13 protein-coding genes are annotated in these 21,226 nt (G+C 40.5%); 3 read left to right on the forward strand and 10 right to left on the reverse strand.

Features of this window, described 5'->3' with window-relative positions:
• Positions 1-270 precede the first annotated feature (270 nt).
• The 5 genes from AHMF7616_RS08800 to AHMF7616_RS08820 all read right to left on the reverse strand — a co-directional run bounded on the left by AHMF7616_RS08800 (position 271) and on the right by AHMF7616_RS08820 (position 9,468).
• Positions 271-945 (reverse strand): hypothetical protein, encoded by a 675-nt coding sequence (locus AHMF7616_RS08800; RefSeq protein ID WP_147275635.1) that lies wholly within the window; start codon positions 943-945, stop codon positions 271-273.
• A gap of 229 nt (positions 946-1,174) precedes the next feature.
• Complete coding sequence (locus AHMF7616_RS08805) at positions 1,175-1,732, reverse strand: hypothetical protein (RefSeq protein WP_115372553.1); 558 nt, start codon at positions 1,730-1,732, stop codon at positions 1,175-1,177.
• Between the two features lie 106 nt (positions 1,733-1,838).
• Entirely contained in the window at positions 1,839-4,172 is a 2,334-nt protein-coding gene (locus AHMF7616_RS08810) for a penicillin-binding protein 1A (protein WP_115372554.1), read from the reverse strand.
• A 675-nt stretch (positions 4,173-4,847) separates the two neighbouring features.
• Positions 4,848-7,103: a DUF7133 domain-containing protein gene (locus tag AHMF7616_RS08815; RefSeq protein WP_115372555.1), complete on the reverse strand. Its 2,256-nt coding sequence runs from the start codon at positions 7,101-7,103 to the stop codon at positions 4,848-4,850.
• Between the two features lie 667 nt (positions 7,104-7,770).
• Positions 7,771-9,468 carry an alginate lyase family protein gene (locus AHMF7616_RS08820; RefSeq protein WP_115372556.1) on the reverse strand — a complete coding sequence of 566 codons (1,698 nt, stop codon included), beginning with the start codon at positions 9,466-9,468 and terminating at the stop codon, positions 7,771-7,773.
• A gap of 426 nt (positions 9,469-9,894) precedes the next feature.
• Here AHMF7616_RS08820 and leuS point away from each other — a divergent pair, with 426 nt between their 5' ends.
• Positions 9,895-12,663 (forward strand): leucine--tRNA ligase, encoded by a 2,769-nt coding sequence (gene leuS, locus AHMF7616_RS08825; RefSeq protein ID WP_115372557.1) that lies wholly within the window; start codon positions 9,895-9,897, stop codon positions 12,661-12,663.
• 90 nt (positions 12,664-12,753) lie between these two features.
• Here the strand turns inward: leuS and AHMF7616_RS08830 are convergent, their stop codons facing one another.
• Together AHMF7616_RS08830 and AHMF7616_RS08835 are read right to left on the reverse strand one after the other, a co-directional pair.
• Complete coding sequence (locus tag AHMF7616_RS08830; protein ID WP_115372558.1) at positions 12,754-14,463, reverse strand: PAS domain-containing hybrid sensor histidine kinase/response regulator; 1,710 nt, start codon at positions 14,461-14,463, stop codon at positions 12,754-12,756.
• A 34-nt stretch (positions 14,464-14,497) separates the two neighbouring features.
• Positions 14,498-16,939 (reverse strand): bifunctional aminotransferase class I/II-fold pyridoxal phosphate-dependent enzyme/GNAT family N-acetyltransferase, encoded by a 2,442-nt coding sequence (locus AHMF7616_RS08835; protein WP_115372559.1) that lies wholly within the window; start codon positions 16,937-16,939, stop codon positions 14,498-14,500.
• A 66-nt stretch (positions 16,940-17,005) separates the two neighbouring features.
• Here AHMF7616_RS08835 and AHMF7616_RS08840 point away from each other — a divergent pair, with 66 nt between their 5' ends.
• Positions 17,006-17,410, forward strand: coding sequence for a DUF7793 family protein (locus AHMF7616_RS08840; RefSeq protein ID WP_147275636.1), 405 nt, complete (start codon positions 17,006-17,008; stop codon positions 17,408-17,410).
• 262 nt (positions 17,411-17,672) lie between these two features.
• Here AHMF7616_RS08840 and AHMF7616_RS08845 read toward each other — a convergent pair whose 3' ends face one another.
• The 3 genes from AHMF7616_RS08845 to ispG form a co-directional block, all read right to left on the reverse strand.
• Positions 17,673-18,032, reverse strand: coding sequence for an MmcQ/YjbR family DNA-binding protein (locus AHMF7616_RS08845; protein WP_115372561.1), 360 nt, complete (start codon positions 18,030-18,032; stop codon positions 17,673-17,675).
• Positions 18,032-18,196 carry a DUF6728 family protein gene (locus AHMF7616_RS27715; protein ID WP_317047593.1) on the reverse strand — a complete coding sequence of 55 codons (165 nt, stop codon included), beginning with the start codon at positions 18,194-18,196 and terminating at the stop codon, positions 18,032-18,034. The genes AHMF7616_RS08845 and AHMF7616_RS27715 overlap by 1 nt, the downstream gene beginning before the upstream one ends.
• A gap of 368 nt (positions 18,197-18,564) precedes the next feature.
• Positions 18,565-20,547 (reverse strand): (E)-4-hydroxy-3-methylbut-2-enyl-diphosphate synthase, encoded by a 1,983-nt coding sequence (ispG, locus tag AHMF7616_RS08850; protein WP_115372562.1) that lies wholly within the window; start codon positions 20,545-20,547, stop codon positions 18,565-18,567.
• Between the two features lie 218 nt (positions 20,548-20,765).
• On the opposite strand from ispG, the gene AHMF7616_RS08855 reads away from it, so the two are divergent.
• Entirely contained in the window at positions 20,766-21,221 is a 456-nt protein-coding gene (locus AHMF7616_RS08855; protein ID WP_147275637.1) for a hypothetical protein, read from the forward strand.
• The last annotated feature ends 5 nt before the right edge of the window (positions 21,222-21,226 follow it).

The raw sequence follows: 21,226 nt of genomic DNA on the forward strand, positions 1-21,226 counted from the left end.
TTTTGCGGGTTTGCTATTATACAACTGTTCGAAATCGGACGAACGCTGCAATTTTACTGTTCGGTAGCAGCACAGTTAGCAACGACTTACCTAAAAATTAAAACCGCTTGCTGAAGTTACAAACCGGTTTTTTGCTGTAACAGCTGGTTATTTAAAATAAATTTAAAAATATTTTTTGCGGGCAATTGAGCACTATGGATGTTTTACCACTAAAAACAGAAAGGCCGCTCTTTGCAGGAACGGCCTTTCTGTTTTTAGTAGTTGTGGCACTTATTGGCTGATACTGTTATAATGGCTGACAATTAATACCAAATCCCGGGCATTGTCATAATCCAGTTTGTTAGCGGAGATAAAAGCTTTCATTTCTTTATTTTGCTTTCCAAAAATTTCTTCTAGATCGCGTTTAGGCTTCCGGAGTGCCACAATGGTGTTGTCGGGCGTATGCAGGTAAAACAGTTCCTGCACTTGTTCCACAAAACGAGTAGCATTGCCATACCCGTACGGATCATAATATCGTCCGTAGCCGGCGTACATAGGCCCGGAGTTCATATTCCGGCGGACAATGGTTTCGCGTTTTACCAAACTAAATCTACCATCATTCAGTTGTTCAAAAAAAGAAGGAGCTTTGTAGTCGCTGTAATCGTTGCCCCGGTTCCACATATATGGCTTAAACGTTTGGGAAAACCGGCCATCCGAAACCGTAAAACTGGCCACATTCACCGGTGCAAAAGCTTGTATCGAACCATCCGGCGAAGTAATCCGGACTATATCTTCGGTGCGGTGGTAGGTTAATGGCCCCAGGAGCGTATCACCCGAAGTTAAAATCAGGCGACCTTTTGGCCATTCCTGAATATCTACCCGCTGCGCATTCGCGGCAACAGTAATCAAACTCAGACCGAGAAATAAATAAACAAATTTTATGGATTTAGATAGCTCTTTCATCATGGCACACGTGCTTTAAAACCAATTATAATACTCTATTATAACGTTTTTAGAGCAAATTATGACATAGAAAGTGAAGTATTTTTACCTCACTTTAGTAATTCAGATTAATTTAAAATCATTCTTATTTATTAAACCAAATGCTTGTAAAAAACTTGAATTTAAAACTAAAAAAAGCCTACTATAAAGCTGTTTTTACTGCTTTCATTCGCATCGGAGCCTGTTTTACTTCTTATTTAATGGCGTATTCTTTTAATGTTTTTATACCTACAATGCCTTGGTTAAAAGTGTAAGTAATTTGTTGCGGATAATCCGGAACATTCCTCGGATCTATTGTTCTAATTTTTTCTACTCCTGCGTACGCATCATTTTTTAAAATTAAGCCCACATAACTAAGCTCCATCCTTTTTTTGTATATAACAATATCGTAGGTGCCGGTTATGGAGTGCGTTTCCTGGTAAATAGCTACAGGCAAAAAGTAATTCAGAAGTAATAAGATTGAAATAAAAGCAGGCACAATAAACGCAAACCGAAGAATTAAGTCTTGTTCAAAGCGTAGGTTTAAAGCTTGCAAATACTTTTGAATAAATGGAGTAAAGGTTAATAAACCACCCGTAATCCATAAACCTGCTATTTGCAAGTTGCTTAATACAACAGAAGACCAGATATACCAATAAGTAAGTAAGGTGGCAAATATGCCGATTACTAAAACCCAAGCGATCACTTCTTTTGCCAACCAGTTGATACGGGCGGACTGATGTTTTGGTAAGGAGTTGGTATTGGTTGCCAATGGAATAAAATAATAGTATTAAATAATAATTGCTAATGGGTGTTGTTAATCACCAATATATAAAACAAATTATATTAAATAATATTATTTTACTATATTTTATTTATTAAATATCTGCTGGCAAGCTATCATTCAGCTTTTCGAGTAATTGATCCGTTGAAAGTGAATCTGACTTGGGGGCAGAATAGCGGGGCGTTGGGCAATAATAATCTTTCCGGATTTTAACCGTGGCTTTAGGGAACCGGCCCATTTTATAAGCCAGATCTTTGGCTTTGTATAGTTTCTCCATAAATAACCCGAATATGGGTAAAGCGGTTTTGGAGCCTTCGCCGGTAGAAGACGTGCGGAAATGAATGCTGCGGTCTTCACCGCCTACCCAAACGCCCGAAACTAAATCTTTGGTAATGCCCATGTACCAGCCATCAGAGTAATTAGAGGTAGTGCCGGTTTTACCGCCAATTTCGTTGCCGTTCTTCCACAGATCGTATTCCCATAAGGCTTGGGAGGTACCGCCGGGTTCTTCCATACCGCCTTTTAGCATGTGTACCATTAAAAACGCTGTTTCTTCACTAATTACTTTTTTCTGCCGGGGGCTAAATTGCTGAATAACGTTGCCGTTACGGTCTTCGATGCGGGTAACAAACATGGGATCGCTCCGGAAACCATTGTTCACAAAGGTTCCATAAGCACTTACCATATCGTACACCGATACATCACCACCCGAACCTAGGCCAATGGAGGGTACCGATTGCAAGGGCGTAGAAATACCTAAGCGATGCGCATATTGGGCCACCCGGTCCCAGCCTACTTGCTCGGTAAGCTGCGCCGTGACGGAGTTTACCGAACGCGCCATAGCTTGTCTTAAAGTCATATTAATGCCCGTATACGAACGGGTTACGTTATCGGGCTGCCACTCCATGGGCTTGCCGTTTTCCACGTATTTAATGGTTATGCGTTCGTCGCGAATGCGGTCGCAGGGAGAGTAGCCATTATCCAGAGCCGTTAAGTAAACAAACGGTTTAAAGGTAGAACCCGCTTGCCGTTTGGCTTGCCGGACGTGATCGTATTTAAAATATTTGAAATTAATACCGCCGACCCAGGCTTTAATCTGACCGTTGAAAGGGTCCATGGTCATCATGCCCGCGTGCAGAAACCGTTTGTAATGGCGCAACGAATCTAGGGGGCTTAGGGTCGTATCTTTTTCGCCTTGCCAGGTAAAAACGGTCATTTTCCGGGGCGTGTTCATCAGCTCATTAATTTTTGTCTGATCGTTGCCGTATAGCCGTTTTAATTTTTGATAATATTCCGTGCGATGCGCAATGGTTTCGATGAAGTTCGGGATCTCCTGATCTTTTTCATCTACCCAAGGGTTTTTACCTTTCCAGTGGCGATTAAATTTTTTCTGCAAATCGCGCATTTTTTCTTCTACTGCTGCCTCGGCCAAGGCTTGCATCCGCGAATCAATGGTTGTGTAGATTTTTAAGCCGCTGGCGTAAATATCATATTTATTGTAGCCGGCTTTTTTGTTTTCTTCGGCACACCATTTTTTCACAAAGTCGTTTACGGCGCCTCTAAAATAAGTAGCCGGACCTTCGTAATGCTTTTCTACTTTATACTTAAGGGTAATCGGTAAGCCTTTTAAAGAATCAGCGGCAGCTGGGCTAACAATCTGGTACTTGGCCATTTTGTCAATTACAAAATTGCGCTTGGCTAAAGCATTTTTAGGGTTAAACTTAGGGCTGTAGCGCGAAGGAGCATTTACCAAACCTACCATCATGGCTGCTTCTTCCGGCTTGAGGCTATCCGGCGATGTGCTGAAGAAAGTTTTGGAGGCTACTTTAATACCGTAAGAGTTGGAACCAAAATCTACGGTATTCAGGTACATAGTCACGATTTCTTCTTTGGTATAATTGCGTTCCAGCTGCACCGCCAAGGTCCATTCTTTCGTTTTGCTGATCAGGGTGTTTAACAAGGGAATGTGCCCCAAAGCCCCGCGGGAATCATCGGTACGGGTTTTATACAGGTTTTTGGCTAATTGCTGGGTAATGGTACTGCCGCCGCGTTTCTCCCCCCGTAAGGTAAAATAAAATATAGAGCCCAAGGCTTGGGGATCTATGCCGGAGTGCTGGTAAAAACGCACATCTTCGGTAGCAATTAAAGTTTTAATTAAAATGGGCGAAATTTTAGAATAAGAAACGGGGCTGCGGTTTTCCGTAAAATATTTGCCTATTAACAAACCGTCGGCGGTATAAAGCTCCGAGGCTATTTCACTACTCGGGTTTTCTAATTTTTCTAAACCGGGCGAGGAACCAAATAAATACAGGAAATTCACCGACACAAAAACCACGTAAATAAGCAGCAATGCGATACTTACCAGAAAACCCCGCCAAAGAAAATGAACACTTTTTTGGTAAACAGATTTATATTGCTTTTCAGCCATTCTATAAAGTCAAAATCTACAATAAAGAACAGTTTATACCCATTCCCCGAAAACCGGACGTAAATATACTTTATCCTGTTTACATAAACGGATTCGCGTTAGAAAAAATGCCATAGCTGTAAATGTTTGCTCTGTTAACGAATAGGAGTAAATTTTTAAGCTTTTTACCAAGCGTTTTTAAAAATGGATATAAATAATGAGACCGGAAGGAGTAAAATTTAAAAAAACACGGAGTCTATACCTGACCAATTGGGGAAAGAAGAATTCTTAAAAAGGTTGGAGTAAGTTGAAGAGGGTGGAATTATAGAAAGCTAAAATCAGCTTACATCTTTTTTGAGCAGGGTAAATTACCTGTGAGTTTTTATTAGTTATCATTTAGGAGGAAGTAAGTCATAGATCATACGGAAACCCAGACAGTGTAAATACCGGCACTTACTTATTCCTACAATTAATAATACCTGATCTGAAAAGGTAGATGCGCTATAAAACGTTGTTAACAAACTTACCTTTAGCCGAAAAAATTTAAAAAATCAGCCTGGTTTAACTAAAAGGCAGTTGCATAAACGGTATAAATATTTATTAAATTAAGAAGCCGCTGTAAAGAAAAGCCCTCTGAATAATTAAGTCCAGAGGGCTGAGCAATTCATGTGCTAGCCAAAATTATTTTTGGAAGGGCTATTTAGCCGAAGCTTCCAGGTCGTCGAGGGTCCAGTATTTTTGCCGGTTGGTAGTTTGTGACCTGATTTCTTTTACTTCTTCGGGTTTTACAATAGGCGCTTTGTTGTACATATCGTTCCGGACATAACTTAAAACGGCGGCAATCCATTCATCCTCGTTATGCCCCATCGCCGGCATTACATCCGGATAAGTTTTACCTTCTACCGGGCCGGATAAACCATGCAGTAAAATTCGGATAATGTTTGCTTTTTCCCCGTTAACGCGCTTTGATCGGGAAAGCGGGGGAGCGACCATATCGTTACTGCCCAAAGCAATACCTTTACCGTCTTGGCCATGGCAAGAAGCGCAAACCTGCTGAAAAATAACGGCGCCTTTGGTCAGCAAATTTCGGTCGTAAGAACTTAACTTCCGGTTTTCTTCTTTTCTCCGGGCAAGAGCTTCTTCGGTTTTTACCCGGCTTTTTTCTGATTCCGCCAACATGGGTACGTTGGGATTGCGCGCAATCAGCGCTTGCACCATTTGGCGTCCTTGCTCATTTTTCAGCGTCCGCAGCGACAAGGCCAGTTGAATTTTAACCTCGGCGTTCGGGTCATTCATTAAAGAATTTAATTGTTGAATAACTTCCGGATCGTTCTTTTTTAAAAATATCTCACTAATCCATACCGCTGTTTTTCTTACCTGCGCATTGTTGTCTTTTAATGCCTGTAACAAGGTGTTTTTATCAATGGCTTCCAGGCCTTCTAACGTCCATAGCGCATGAATTTTACCTAAATGGCTGGGTTCTTTCCGCCAAAACAAAAGTTTATCTAACCAGGAGGGTTTTGCCGTGGCTAAATTTTTTAAAGCGGGTACTACCGACAAATCACCGCGCACAATTAATAGCTTTTGGGCATTATCGCGCCACCATCCGTTGGGGTGGCTAAGGTAGGTTACTAAAGTGGCCGCATTTTCATTCAGCAAGTTGGGTTTATTCGGATCGGGTTTAAAATCATCGTGCACAATCCGGTAAATACGACCTCGTCCTTTGTTTTTGTCCATTCCTTTAGCTAGAATTTGGGGCCGAATGTAGCTGCCTTCTTTGGTCCACTCGCTTTCCTGAATAATGCCGTGGTACATATCCACCACGTACAACAAACCATCCGGGCCGGTTGCGGTATTTACCGGTCGAAAATTCATATCGGAAGAAGCTAAAAACTCGCTTTGTTCATAGGCATTTTGCAAGGAAATTTTGCCATTCTGGTTGATAACTTTGGCCCGGCGAATTAAACGGCCCACCGGCTCGGGTGTAAAAAAATCTCCCTGCAAATCCTGGGGCAAGCGGTCGCCGCGGAATATGGTTTGTCCGCCACTGGAGGTAAAGTGGTTGAGTGTATTATCTTCGGGGCGCATTCTTTTCCGGCCGCCTTGGGCATCTACCGTTCCAATAATGGGCCAGGTGGCTAAGAAAGCTTCGTTGTATTGCTCCTTAAAATCCAGGCGGCCGTAGGCTGGATTTTGCTGAAAAGAAACGGCCGGGCGTTCGGCGCCTCCTGCCGAGAAAAACAAACGGCCGTAATTATCCTGGGCTACGCCCCATTGTCCACCCGGATCTTCCACCAAAGAATCGGCCGCGATTATGCCGTTTTTGTACCGGAAACGAATAGGATCCCGGGACACGTAAATGTAATTATCCAGGTTCCAGATTAAGCCGCTTTTCTGGTGCTCCAGATTTCGGGTATCTACCAGGTTGTTTTCGTAAACGCGTATTTTTTCGTCCGCTACCCCATCTTGGTTGGTGTCGCGGTAACTCCACAAATGGTTAGTGTTGGTTTCGTTTACAATTAGCCGATCATCGAGGGGCAAAATCATGCGGGGCAATACCAGATTATCAATGTATACGGTGGCTTTATCCATTTTGCCATCGTGGTTGGTATCTTCCAGGAGTTTAATCCGGCTGATGGGCTTGTATTTATCGGTACCGTACACATCCAACATGTAAGTATTCATTTCGGCTACAAACAACCGGCCGTTTCCATCCCAGGCAATAGCTACCGGTTCCTGGATCATGGGTTCGCTGGCCACCAGTTCCAGATGATAACCGGGTGGAAGCTGCACTTTTTTTAAACTTTCTTCCGGTGACAAAGGCGCAGAAGGCGGGTCTTTGTCTACTACTTTTCGGACGGGTGCAATGGTTGAAGTGGCTGGTTCGGGCGTTTTACAAGTAAAAACGAACGCTAATACAACAACACTGAGACTCCAGGATTTTATTTTCATGAGAATTCAGAATATTACCAAACTCTAAAATACTAAGCTTTTGGTTGTTGAAAGTAATTTTTTTAAATTGTTTAACTACTTTGCGCCTACACGCCAGTTATGCTTCCGGAAGTTACCGGCGTAATAAATTTTAAAAGTTGCCCCTGTCCAATTAGCGGCACATTCAAGTATAATTCTGCTAACCAAAAGAATGGGTGGAACTAATCTTTTTTAAGGTCAGATATTTTAAAAATTAGCAACAGCCCGAATCTTTTTTAAAATAATTTACATCTACAAGGCCAGAGAAACCTTCGCCCCAATTAAGGATTTTACTTTTAGTTAAGTTCACGTACTCAGCCGAACTGATAATGGGCAAACAATCAAAGAGTTTATTTTAGAAATGCGCCGCCATAATCTTTTGGGGTAGCTAATGAACCTATGCTTCCATCGAAGGGATCTTTACCGCAGGGCCTTATTAAACCGAAAAGAATACCACTTTATAAGGGCATTTACCTTTGCCGGGTTGTGAAATCTTAATCTAGCGGCGAAAATTTAAAAAAGTAACCATTTAAATAAATCGGATTGATTTTAAATTCTAAAGGTTGTTAAAAATATACACATACAATGCCCTGCCACTAATTTGGCTTATAAAAGAAGCGGAGCCGTCTTCAAATTTAAAAAAAGTTGATTAAAACGTATAGCCTAGTTTATGGATGAGCAATTGCCAATCTAAGCCTTTGCGGTAGGCGACTTCAGAATATCCGGACTGAGCACCTACCAACTCATCCAATCTTTGCAGATAAGTTTGTACGTTATTTTGTAAAGTTTTATCCTGCAGCCAGGCGCCACTTGCCCGGCGTATGGTATGCCTAAAAATACGGTACACCTTGGGGTCGGCCAAGTCCTCGTTCTCGGAACGGGGCCATTCCTGCGGATTAATGTTGAAATACCAAATGGCTTCAATGGCTTTTTTTACGGAGGAGCCCCCCGGACTGGTGTAATTCCATAAATCTACTCCCGCGTTTTCGGCCAATACACAGAGCCGAAGCAGTAAATCCAGATTTTTCTGGCAATAGGTGGCTGGTTTAGCTCGCTTCATTTCTTTGGGCATTGTTCCCGCCGGAACCGGATACTCTTTTTCCTCTCCAGTTTTATCTTTTACTTTAAAAATGCCGTTCTCGGGTAGTATTTGCTCCGAAATTAATCCCAACTCCGTTTTACTATCTTTTAGGATGGCGTTTATTTCTTGCACCGCCCAAGCATTTTCACCAATAAACTGGGCATAACTTATCACCTGTAACTCGTACGCACAGCGAATATTGTTTTTAACGGTTTTAATTTCTTTCATCATTTGGTAATGATAAAAAGCTGCGCTGCCCTTAGGCGGCACTGTTTCGTAATGAGTGGTTAACCATTGCCAAAACTGACGAAACCATTCTTTCATGCCGGCGTCTACTTCCGGAGCAGCGATTAAGGCTGGTGATTCTTGCAATAATTGGTAACCATTTAATAACTCGGGTAATAATTCTGCATCAACAAAACCAATGCATCGGCCGTTGCCTTTATTAGCCCCCATAATAATCTGAGCGTATCTTAAATGCGGATTCATGCGGGTGATTGGATCGAGAAAAAAGGCGCGGAGTAAAGCAATGGCTTGAGCCGCATAAGCATCCTTCTTGGTAAAATAATATGCTAACCCTAAAAACTGAATATCGTGGCAGATGTCGTGCAGCAAAGAATGGTCCGGAATAGCCGTAGCTTCCGGATTGGGTTTTCCGTCATGCACGATATACGGTAATCCATCCGCTGAATTTAAATCAGGCCACCAATAAGTGGCGAGGCTTACATAATCATTCGGGGAATCGGTAGCTACCATGGGTTTCGTTATGGTCGAGCCATTTTCATCCAAGTAATTAAAAGTAGCCGGTTTAGGTGCTATTCCGTAGGGCGTTTTTTGCAATAAATTGCCATTTGCAATGATGGTTTCCAATCTTTCGACGGCTTTTTTTAAAAAATACTGGTTGGAGTGTCCCGATATTACTGCTTTATACAGATTTGCCTTGGTACTTAAAGACGAAAAAGACCAAGATAATGGGGGCTGACCATTCAGAAGAGTTCCCATGGAATTATCGGGGCCTGGTGCAACGGGCGGTGGTACCCGAGGATCATTATCAATATCTACCTGTAACAATAGTAAATCAAGGTCTGCTTCATATTCGGTTTGTAAATAAAAATCTTCATTCGGCGTTTCCGATTCTAAGTCGCAATAAGTGGAATTACTTGCTTGAGAATTACGGAGTTCCTCTGCGTTATTATCTATAGCGGGTAAATCTTGCGCGATCTGATCAGCGGAAATCATTTTAGGAGTAAAAGTACCTTTTCCCATATTGAACTAGTAAAAAGCGTTTGTTTTTATACAAGGTTAGCCTGATGGATTTACGTGCTTGTTATAGTGGTGTACAGCGTAGCCGTTTTAAATTCGTTTTTTAATTTGTATTAGATTTTCCCAACGAAATAGATTGGCTATTAACTGTTCGGCAACTAAAAAATAAATATAATTTTAAATTCTTGGTATATCATTAACCGTAAAGATTAAAATTATACAACCGAATGCTGATTTACTTCTAAATAGGTGTTTGTCTTGATCCGGGTAATTGTTTAGCTATAATTTAGAGCATTTTAGTTCTTTCATAAATTTCCGGCAATGTTTCGGCGGTAAATATAAATCCTCCGCAAAAAAAATTAATTTTGCGTTTATTCTTTATTTGTACTTGATTTTTTTACGCGCGAAATACCCAAAGAAAGCACCCCCATGTCGGAATACAACTTTAACCAGATAGAAAAAAAGTGGCAACAATACTGGAAACAACACCAAACTTTTAAAGTTACCATTGATGCAAACCGGCCAAAATACTATGTTCTGGATATGTTTCCGTATCCGTCCGGTGCCGGATTACACGTAGGGCATCCTTTAGGCTATATTGCTTCGGATATTGTAACCCGTTACAAGCGGATTAAAGGCTTTAACGTTTTGCACCCCATGGGTTTTGATGCTTTTGGCTTACCCGCGGAGCAGTACGCTATTCAAACGGGCCAGCACCCGGCAGTTACCACTGAGCAAAACATAAACCGCTATAAAGAACAATTAGCAAACCTGGGTTTTTCTTTCGACTGGAGCCGCGAAGTACGTACCTCCGACCCGCAGTATTATAAATGGACGCAATGGATTTTTTTAAAATTGTTTGATTCGTGGTACAACCAGGCCACCGATAAAGCCGAACCTATTCGCACCTTAATTCAAAAATTTGAAAGTTCCGGTACCGCCAACGTAAAAGCGGCGGGCCACGAAGAAGACAACAGCCAGTTCAGCGCCGCAGAATGGCATCACTCCAGCGAAAAAGAACAACAAGCTATTTTATTAAAGTACCGTTTGGCATTTTTGTCCGATGCTACCGTAAACTGGTGCCCGGCTCTGGGAACCGTACTCGCCAACGATGAAGTAAAAGACGGGGTTTCGGAACGGGGTGGGTATCCGGTCATTCGCCAGAAGATGAAGCAATGGAGTTTACGCATTTCCGCCTACGCCGAGCGTTTATTAAACGACCTCGAACAAATAGACTGGACCGAACCCATTAAAGAAATGCAGCGCAACTGGATTGGTAAATCCATTGGCGCTGAGTTAAATTTTAAAATTAAAGGTTCGGAGCAACAGCTTAAGGTTTTTACCACCCGCCCGGATACTATTTACGGAGTTTCTTTTCTGGTTATTGCTCCGGAGCACGAATGGGTACCCGAATTAACTTCTCCGGAACAAAAAGAAGCCGTAGAAGAATACGTAAATACGGCTAAAAACCGCTCGGAACGTGACCGCATGAGTGATGTAAAACACATAAGTGGGGTTTTTACCGGTTCTTATGTGATCAATCCTATCAGTGGCGACGAAATCCCTTTATGGATTGCTGATTACGTTTTAGCCGGCTATGGTACCGGGGTGGTTATGGCCGTTCCCGCCAGCGATAGTCGCGATTTTAACTTTGCCAAACATTTTAACCTTCCTATCCTACCCGTAATAGAAGGTTCAACTCCCGATGAAGTATACGAAGCCAAAGAAGGAATTATGATGAATTCCGGCTTCTTAAATGGTTTGCCGGTAAAAGAAGCTATTAAAGCCGCGGTGGCTAAATTTGCAGAATTGGGGGTTGGCCGGGGTAAGGTACAATACCGCATTCACGACGCGGTGTTTGGCCGGCAGCGGTACTGGGGCGAGCCTATTCCGATTTACTATAAAGACGATGTAGCTTACCCTTTGCCGGAAAGTGAATTGCCGTTAATCTTACCCGAAATCGATGCCTTTCTACCAACCGAAACCGGTGAGCCTCCCTTAGGTCGCGCCAAAGATTGGAAATACCAGGCCGAATATCACTACGAGTTGACTACTATGCCCGGCTGGGCCGGTTCCAGTTGGTACTATTTACGGTACATGGCGCCGGATAATGGAAAGCAGTTTGTGAGTTCGGAAGCTGAGAAATACTGGGGTAGTGTTGATCTTTACATCGGTGGTTCGGAGCACGCTACCGGTCACTTATTGTACGCGCGATTCTGGTACAAATTTTTGAAAGACCTGGGTTTGGTATCCAGTGAAGAACCTTTTAAAAAGCTGATTAACCAGGGTATGATCCAGGGTCGGTCCAACTTTGTCTACCGGGTAAGCAATACCCATCAGTTTGTTTCTTATAATTTGCGCCACCAGTACGATGTTACCCCTTTGCACGTCGACGTTAATATTGTAGAAAATGATGTTTTAGACATAGAAGCATTTAAAAAGTGGCGATCTGATTTAGCTGATTCTGAATTTATTTTGGAAAACGGTAAATACATCTGCGGCTGGGAAGTAGAGAAAATGTCGAAGCGGTGGTACAACGTAGTTAATCCGGATGACATCATACATAAAGTAGGAACGGATACTTTGCGGATGTACGAAATGTTTTTAGGGCCTCTCGAGCAATTTAAACCCTGGAATACCAATGGCATTGATGGGGTGCACAAGTTCTTAAAACGTTTCTGGAAGTTATTTTTCGATGCAAATAACCAGTTCTATGTTTCTAACGAGGAGCCAACGGCCACCGAATTAAAAACCTTGCACAAAACCATTAAAAAAGTGGAAGAAGACATTGAACGCTTTTCGTTTAATACTTCGGTAAGCACCTTCATGATTTGCGTAAATGAGTTAACGGCTTTAAAATGTACTAAAAAAGCAATTCTGGAGCCTTTAACCATTGCATTATCGCCCTACGCCCCGCATATTACCGAAGAGCTCTGGCACCTGTTAGGTCATGCGGATAGCATTTCTTACGCCCGTTTCCCGGCTTGGCAGGAAAAGTATCTTACCGAAAGTTCTTTTGAATACCCTATTTCGGTAAACGGCAAAATGCGAGGTAAACTAACTTTCCCAACCGACATGGCGAAAGAGTTAATTGAACAAGAAGTAATTGGTTCTGGATTAATTGATAAATATCTGGAAGGGAAAGCACCCAAAAAAATAATTGTAGTACCTAATAAAATTGTGAATGTGGTAGTGTAAAATGAAAGGTAGTCATAAAAAAAGCGGCTTCGAAGTTACCGGAGTCGCTTTTTTTAGGCTTGCATATAATCTACTAAAAGCAAAAATTTTTTAATCACCAATTACATTAGCCGGTGAACAGTATTTTACAATCCGGTTGAACAGTTCATCCGGATTAAATGGTTTACTCACGTAATCGTTCATACCTACTTGAAAAGCCCGGTCTTGGATGTCCAGCATGGCCGAAGCGGTTAACGCTATGATAGGTATTTTTTGAAATTTTTCATCGGGTAATTGCCGAATAGCTAAGGTGGTATCGTATCCATCTTGTTCCGGCATTTGCAGATCCATTAAGATTAAATCATAATCGTTACTTGTAACCAAATCAAAAGCAATCAATCCATTTTCCGCAATATCGTAATCTATTTCCCATTGATCCAGGAATTGCTTCACCAGAAAAATATTAATTTGATTATCTTCTGCGATTAATAAACGAGTGCCTTTTAGACTACGGGATACCGGAATTTCCAAAGCCGTATTAGCAGAAATTTGGCGGATACTATTATCAAAGGCTAAGTCAAAATAAAAGGTGGTACCTTTATTTATTTGACTTTCTACAAAGATCTCGCTGCCTTGTAATCTTAATAAATGTTTAATAATAGTTAAACCTAAACCAGAGCCACCGTACTCGCGGGTAGTATCGGATTTAGCCTGCGTAAAGCTTTCGAATATAATATCCAACTTATCCGCCTGAATACCAATACCGGTATCGGTGACTCTAAAATTAATAATGGTCTGTGTTTGATTACTTTTAACAACCTCGGCCGAAACTACGACACTTCCTTCTTTAGTAAATTTTACCGCATTACTAATCAAGTTGGTTAATATCTGGCTTAAGCGTACCGGATCACCCTTTATAGCAGCCGGTAGATCCTGATCTAACAACAGCTTTAATCGTAATCCTTTTTCGTCTGCTTTTTGCTGGAAGGCATTGCAAATACTACCGATCAGTTTTTTCGGATTAAAATCAATTTTCTCAAACTCAATCTTACCGGCTTCTATTTTGCTAAAATCTAAAATATCATTTATCAGGGTTAATAGATTATCTGCCGAAAACCGAAGTACTTTGAGGTATTCTTCTTGGTCAGCCCGGGGTTCATTATTCAACAACAAATGCGTAAAACCAATAACGGCATTCATGGGCGTACGAATCTCGTGACTCATTGTTGATAGGAATTGGCTCTTGGCTTCGTTAGCTGCTTCAGCTTTATTTTTAGCTTCAATTAACTCTTGCTCCGTTTGTTTTTGCCTAGTAATATCCTTGGCTATAATTAATATGCCGTCGGTGGTTTTTAGGTTATTTTTTAAAAAAGAAAAAGAGCAGGAAGCTGGAAGTTTAGATTTGGCTTTCGTAGTAAATATTAATTCTTCATTCAGGCATTTTCCCTCACTTTTAAATCGATCCAGTACCCGCAAAAACGAAGGATTATCAGACAAATTAACGAAAATAGAAAGCGGTTGACCCCGGAGCTCCGCTTCCTTAAAACCTAGTAATTCTTCAAATGCAGCATTAACATTCCGGATTGTGAAATCTGTGTTTAGAATCAAAAGCATATCCACTACTCCTTGGTAAATGCTTTGCATAAAATCCCTGGACACCGTCGAGTTCTTAAGCTCTTCTCCGAGCATATTTACGCCGGCAATAATGGCATCAAGCTCATCACCTGTATCGGAGGCATCCATTTTGTAATCAAAATTACCATTGGCTACTTCCGCGATTAGAGTAGTTATTTCCTCGATTCTATCGTTCAGAATATTCACGTATTTATTTTAACTTTTTAATTTTAAAAGGTTGTTATTCATTTTCTACGGCAATAGTGGCTTCTATCAACTCCATCGCATAATTATCTTTGGCTTGATAATAACCTACTTTCGGGTAAAGAGTAGCTCCCACCCTTTTCTTTTCGATAGTTGCCGAGATGCCAAAATTTACTTTGGTGCACTGCAAAGCACTGGCCCGCCGGATTACCTGGTATAATGTTTGGCGGTAAACACCAAATTCCATTAAGTAATTGTAATCCATACCAATTAACATGGGGCTATATACTTTAGCAGAATTAACGTGGCAAAAACAAACCGATACGGGCATTTGCGGCCCGGAAAATTCTTCTTTAATGTACAAAACCACAAACTCCCAATCTTTACTTTCGTTCATCAGATGAAAAAGCTTGTCTGGGAAAAGAAAGTTGTTTATAGCAAAATTGTTGTCTTTTACATTTTTGAACAAGCCAATGGCATGTTCTAGTTCCTCCGGTGTGAGACGCTGCTTAAATTTAACATCATAGTAATGTTCATTTCTTTTTATTTTTTGCACAAAGTGCCTTCTGTTTTTACGGGAAAGACTTTCCACGTATTCGGCCTCGGTAGTCCAGTTTAAATTTTCTACAACGCAGGATTCCGGCATGTCTACTTTCACGAATCCCAGATCCACCATAAACTCATCCATGGCTGTGTCGTCGGCATCAAAGTCTCGTAAAATTATATTGCTGGCATTTTCTTTTTCCTGCACCCGGTATAGTTCTTCCGTTATTATTTTAAAAGCCTCTTTCCAGTGGGTATTCTTCTTGTTTATAAAAATGTGACTGCCTTCGGTAAACAAGCTGCCCATTATCAGGCCGGTAGAAGTTAAATAATATGGATTGTATTCGCGTTCTTTTTCAATAACTCTCGACACCGAGGACTGCGAAAACATATCTTCTTTATGCAAGCCCACCACAAAGAAAGTCATTAAAATTACTTCACCTTGGGCGTCTTCTACTATATAATATTTAAATTTCCAATTATTTTCCTGCTCTTCATTATCCCGGAAGGCTTTTTCTAAAAATTGTACGCCATTCCAATCAAACATAGCATTATCACCCAAGTGTTTATTCCATAGATTAACATCAATGTTTTCTATGGTATGGTAACGCTTTACTACCAGCTGGTTAGGATCTACGATTTTGGGGGTTGCCACTACGTTAGTAGTAATGGGAGCCATCTTGAATGCTTTCCGGATTTTTTCATCCGTTTGGTTTGTTTCTATTAATGCTTTCTTAAAATGAAAGTTTAGTTTATCTACTAAAACTCGAATGTGCTCTAGTGAGTTATTTAAAGAAATGGTAATACGAACACCAATATTCTTAGCTGGAACCGCAGGAAAAGTGGCCAGATTTACGTAAATGCCGTCGTTAATTAATTCCTGAACCAAATGATTACCCATATCCATGGAGCCGGTACCAATAAAAAAGATGGGACTATTACTTTCGTGCACCAAGGGCAAGTCGGTTTGTTTTAGTAAATGATTGAAGTAAGCAATTTTCTGCTGTAATTCTTTTTGATACTCGTAAATCTCGTCGCTTAAATGGATGCGCGCTGATGCGATTGCTGCACCTAAAGTTGCGGGTTCAATCTGCACGGAAAAGGTAAGCGGACCACCAAAATTGTTTACTTTGTTGTACCATTCTTCATTCGGGAAAAGCGATAAGCCGCCACAAGCTCCAAAGGCTTTCCCTAAATTAGCCGTGAGTATCATTTTACGGTATAAGCCTTCGGGCATTTGGCTCATCACATAGCCAGTACCATGTGTGCCAGCCCAACTCATGCCATGTGCATCATCTACGTAAAGGTAAAGTTGTTCGTATTTTTCAGCTAAAGCAATTAATTCTTTAATGGGAGCAAAGTCGCCGTACATGGAGTAAACCCCGTCAGCCATATACCAGATTTTATCATATTTGTTTCTTTGCTTTTTTATCCGGTCTTCCAGCATTTCCAGATTATTATGCCGGATCATCTCTACTGTTACTCCTTGGCTAAGCAACTTTTTAACCGCCTCCTGCACACTGGCGTGTACCTGGTGATCCAAGATGATTAAATCGTTGGCCCGGATAATACTAGGTATAGTGGTTAAATGCGAGAGCGTGCAATTTTTAGAAATAACAACCGGGGCATTGTACATCGTGCGAATCATGGTTTCTAACTCGTTGTACAAGGGGTTGGAAATGTATGTACGCGACATGGGGAACTGCGTTCCGTAACGGTTAATGGCGTCGATCGAACCTTGTTTTAATTTTGGATGATGTTCCAGCCCCAAGTAGCCGCAAGTGCCAAAATGTAGAACCTGTTGCCCATTTAAAGTCAGCGTTTCCCCATTTAAAGTTTGATCCTGCGCGTGTAAATGAATAATACCTTTCTTTTTAGATACCGATAAAACGGAATCTACGGTATCTAAGATGTTATTATGTCTAATTTTTGCCATATAATTTTCCTATAATTGTACTCTAAAGTTTGACAACGCCAATATTGCACTTTATATTCAAAAAAAATGGAACATTTCCAAGAAGGTGATAGAACAAGGCTGACAGAAACTAAATATGTCAACATGTTCATTAAAGACGGAATATTTCAATGCTACTTTAAAGCAATGGAAGTAATGGATATAGCAGTTGCTATACGCACGGTAAAGGATCGTTTGAATTTTTTTGAGAACCAAGCCTATCCCTGTTTGTTTGATATAACGGAGGTAAGGCAAACTACCAAAGAAGCGCGCGACTTTATGGCTAACGAAGGCAATAATTTAGTATTAGCCAGTGCCATGATTGTAACAAATCCAATGCTTAAAATGATGGCAAATTTTTATGTAATGGTAAATCGGCCTAAAAACCCAACCAAATTGTTTACGGATCGGGAAAGTGCTTTAGAATGGCTTAACCAATTTAAACAAATTTAAAAAATGCATTTTTTAAGGTGGTTTTAAAAGGCAGCTAAAAATAACTACGCACGTTAGCTAAATCACTAAAATTATTTTGTCCTATTTTCTGTAAATACCACTTGAGGTTTATTTTTAAAAAAATACTATCTGCAACTTTTAGGAATTGGATATTAGCTAGAAAGAGCCAAAACTCAGGTAAATGGCACTTAGTAAAAATAAAACCCGGCTAGTTCAGAACTACTAACCGGGCTAATAAAATATCAATTTAAATTCAAGTTTATTATTGACTTGGCACGTTTAAAGTTAATCTTTGCGAACGGGGTAGATTATTAAGAACTAATGTATAAGAATGATCAATCCATTCTTGCAGGATCGTGTTTGAAAGATTACCTTTAATAGCAACGGTATTCCAGTGTTTCTTATTCATGTGATATCCAGGTTGTACTTCCTCAAAATTTTCCCTGAGTTCTAAGGCTTTTACCGGATCGCATTTTAAATTAATGCTGCTAAATTCTATTATATCCGCCAGAGCAAAAATTTTTCCACCGACTTTAAAAACCAGGGTATTGTCGCCAAAAGGAGTCTCTTCAGTAACACCAGGCTTCGAAAGACAATGATCCCGAAAATCTTCGATGTTCATTAAAACAAGTATTTGAAAGCCATATAAATTAATCCGGCTAAAAACATGCTCATGGATAATTTATTAATAAAGTGCATGGTGCGCAGATTAAAATTAGTTTTTCGGCTAGAATCTTTTTTACGGAAGAAGTAAGTAGCTACTTCAGATAAATTAAATAATCCCATGTTTAAGCTATTTCAGGTTTATAACGTTCTGTATATACAACAAAATATAGGTTAAAAGAATTTAGTTTATGTATTTTTTCACCAGATCATTTTCTGCTCATTCATCTTTGCAGCCCCATGGCTAACCTTTTGATGAAAGAAGGCATTTGCATCTTGGAAAACATATCAGCTTTCATACTTATAAATTAACCCGAGATAATAGCAACTCCTTGATAGAGCCGGAAGAAGCAAATTTTTTAAATTTTAGATAAACCAATTGGCTTCTAGATTTAGAACCAGTTTATTAAATAAAAGTTTAGTTTCTTTACACCAAAATTGATACTGTTATAATAATGTAAATGGAAGATTTTTCCCTTGCAGCTTATCATTTAGTTAGTTACTTCTAAGAGAACTTGGGCAGGCTCCACCCAGCGGTTATCTTCTTTTATTAATTCAATTAACTCATTTACGGCTGCATCTTCAGGTACTGATTTTTTAATAACCGACTGGCCACGGTATAAAGCAATTTTACCTTTTCCTACTCCCACGTAACCATAATCTGCATCCGCCATCTCGCCGGGACCGTTTACAATGCAACCCATAATACCAATTTTTACTCCTTTTAAATGGTCGGTGCGTTTCCGGATCAAAGCAGTAGTTTCCTGTAAATCAAACAAAGTACGTCCGCAACTTGGGCAAGAAATGTATTCAGTTTTACTCATGCGGGTTCGCGCTGCTTGCAAAATACCGAATGAAAGCCGATTTAACTGATCGATTTCCTGCATCCATTCCGGTTTTGATTTATCAGGTAAACTTTCTGTTCTTAGTAAAATTCCATCACCTAATCCATCAATTAATAATCCGCCCACATCCGTAGAGGCATATAATTGCGTTTGTTCCACCGTTTGATCCGGAAAACTTCTTTTAATAACTACCGGTGTAAGTACTTCTTGGTTCATTAGCCGGAAAAAAACTTTCCGCAACTCAGCCATGGCATGAGCATTATGAGTTTCAGCAATTAATACTACCGACAGGTCTGATCTTATTTGATTTAGGAATGACTCTGTTAAATTGTTAATTGTAACTTGCACGAAATTAACTTCCGGATGCTTTTCGACACCAGGCAGAAAATCCTTTCCTTGAAACAAAGGGTATCGTTCTAAACGATTTACAGCAGTTAACCAGGCCGAGTAATCTACTATTTCTTTTAAACCATTGGGTAGCATAAACGGAATCGGATTAGTACCGGTATAGAGATAATCGGCGCCTAAATCGTTCATGTTAAATTTATCCAACAACATAGAGTATAAATGCCCGACGCATTTTAAATCCGCGTATTGAATACTAGTCAGGCGGCTTAAATCAGCAATTACTCGGGGTACGTTTTGTCCGCCAATATTGGTAACTTCTAATGCAACGCGACGAGTATACTGAAAAGGATTGATGGGAACCTGACAAATAGGTTTTATAGGTGCGTGTCCGGACCGATGCGTATACCGATCAATTAACAACCGGGCTACTGGTGCTTCAAACTCAGGTGCTTCCGTTAAAGATACACGCACAGTATCGCCAATGCCATCTTCCAGTAAGGTACCAATACCTACCGCTGATTTTATGCGGCCGTCCTCTCCTTCTCCAGCCTCGGTAACGCCTAAATGAAAAGGATATGGCTGCAAACCTTCTTCTTCTAACTTTTGCGCTAAAAGCCGGTAGGCCTGCACCATCACCTGGGTATTGCTGGCCTTCATGGATAGCACAATATCATAGTAATGTAAATCTTCACAGATCCGCAAAAATTCCAACGCACTTTCTACCATGCCCAGCGGGGTATCGCCATACCGGCTTAAAATCCGGTCGGATAAAGAACCATGATTGGTGCCGATGCGCATGGCTGTACCGTATTCTTTGCAGATTTTCACCAACGGAATAAACCGTTCCCGAATACGATCGAGTTCCGCCTGGTAAGTAGCATCGGTATAATCAATTAATTCAAATTTCTTTTTATCGGCGTAATTTCCGGGGTTAATCCTTACTTTTTCTACTATACGAGCGGCTAGTTCCGCGGCGTTAGGTGTAAAATGAATATCCGCGATTAAGGGAACTTGGTAACCCCGCCGACGAAGTTCCGCTTTTATATTTTTTAAATTTTCGGCCTCCTTAACGCTTGGTGCCGTAATACGTACGTATTCGCAGCCAGCTTCTACCATCCGGATGGTTTGCTCTACCGAACCTAAAGTATCCATAGTATCTACGGTGGTCATGGATTGTACCCGAATAGGATTATTACCTCCTAAAGGCAATTCGCCGATATATACTTCCCGGGTTTGGCGGCGTAAGTATTCGGTTAGGCTGCGGCAATACGTTTGATTCATGATAAACGTTTGTATTTACACGTATAACAATTTACCAGGCAGGTTGGTGTCCGGTTTAGTAAAATTACTAGGTAATGATGGAATAAGCACTACTAGTAAATTGTTTTCCAATTAAAACTAATAATAAAGACCATTTCTGCCATAAATTGTTTTAAAGATTGGCAATGGCAAAATAAAAATGTTATTTTATGTTTAACTCCGTATTTACTACTAATACAATGACCACACATGAACCACCATATAATTGGCGAGGTAAGATTTTCCAGCAAGCAGAGGCTTTAGGTATGAAAAGCCAGCAAGTGTTGGATGTAATTTCGTTAACTCGGAGCGCCATTAAAGAAGAATTACAAGCCGAATTAGAAAATGGTCGTTATAAATTGGTTGTTCAGTTTATATTAAACCAATCGGTGCGGCACGGTAAAAATTTATTTTTTGATAAAGTTATTCAGAAAGTAGCTAGTCGTTTAATTTTGCGTTTAGGTTTACCGGGCGGCTTAGCCGTTAGCATTGCTACTTTATTGGTTCCTATGTTAATAAAAGGTGTAAGTAAAAAAGTACTTAAAAATAATACCGTTCAGGAATGGTTAACGCAAATGAGTAATCGCCACCATTTACCGGATTGGGTAAATTTTAAAAATTATTTTAATGATAAAAATGGCGCGGAAGCTGCCTGATGCTT

The organism is Adhaeribacter pallidiroseus (genome assembly GCF_003340495.1).
Taxonomy (GTDB): domain Bacteria; phylum Bacteroidota; class Bacteroidia; order Cytophagales; family Hymenobacteraceae; genus Adhaeribacter; species Adhaeribacter pallidiroseus.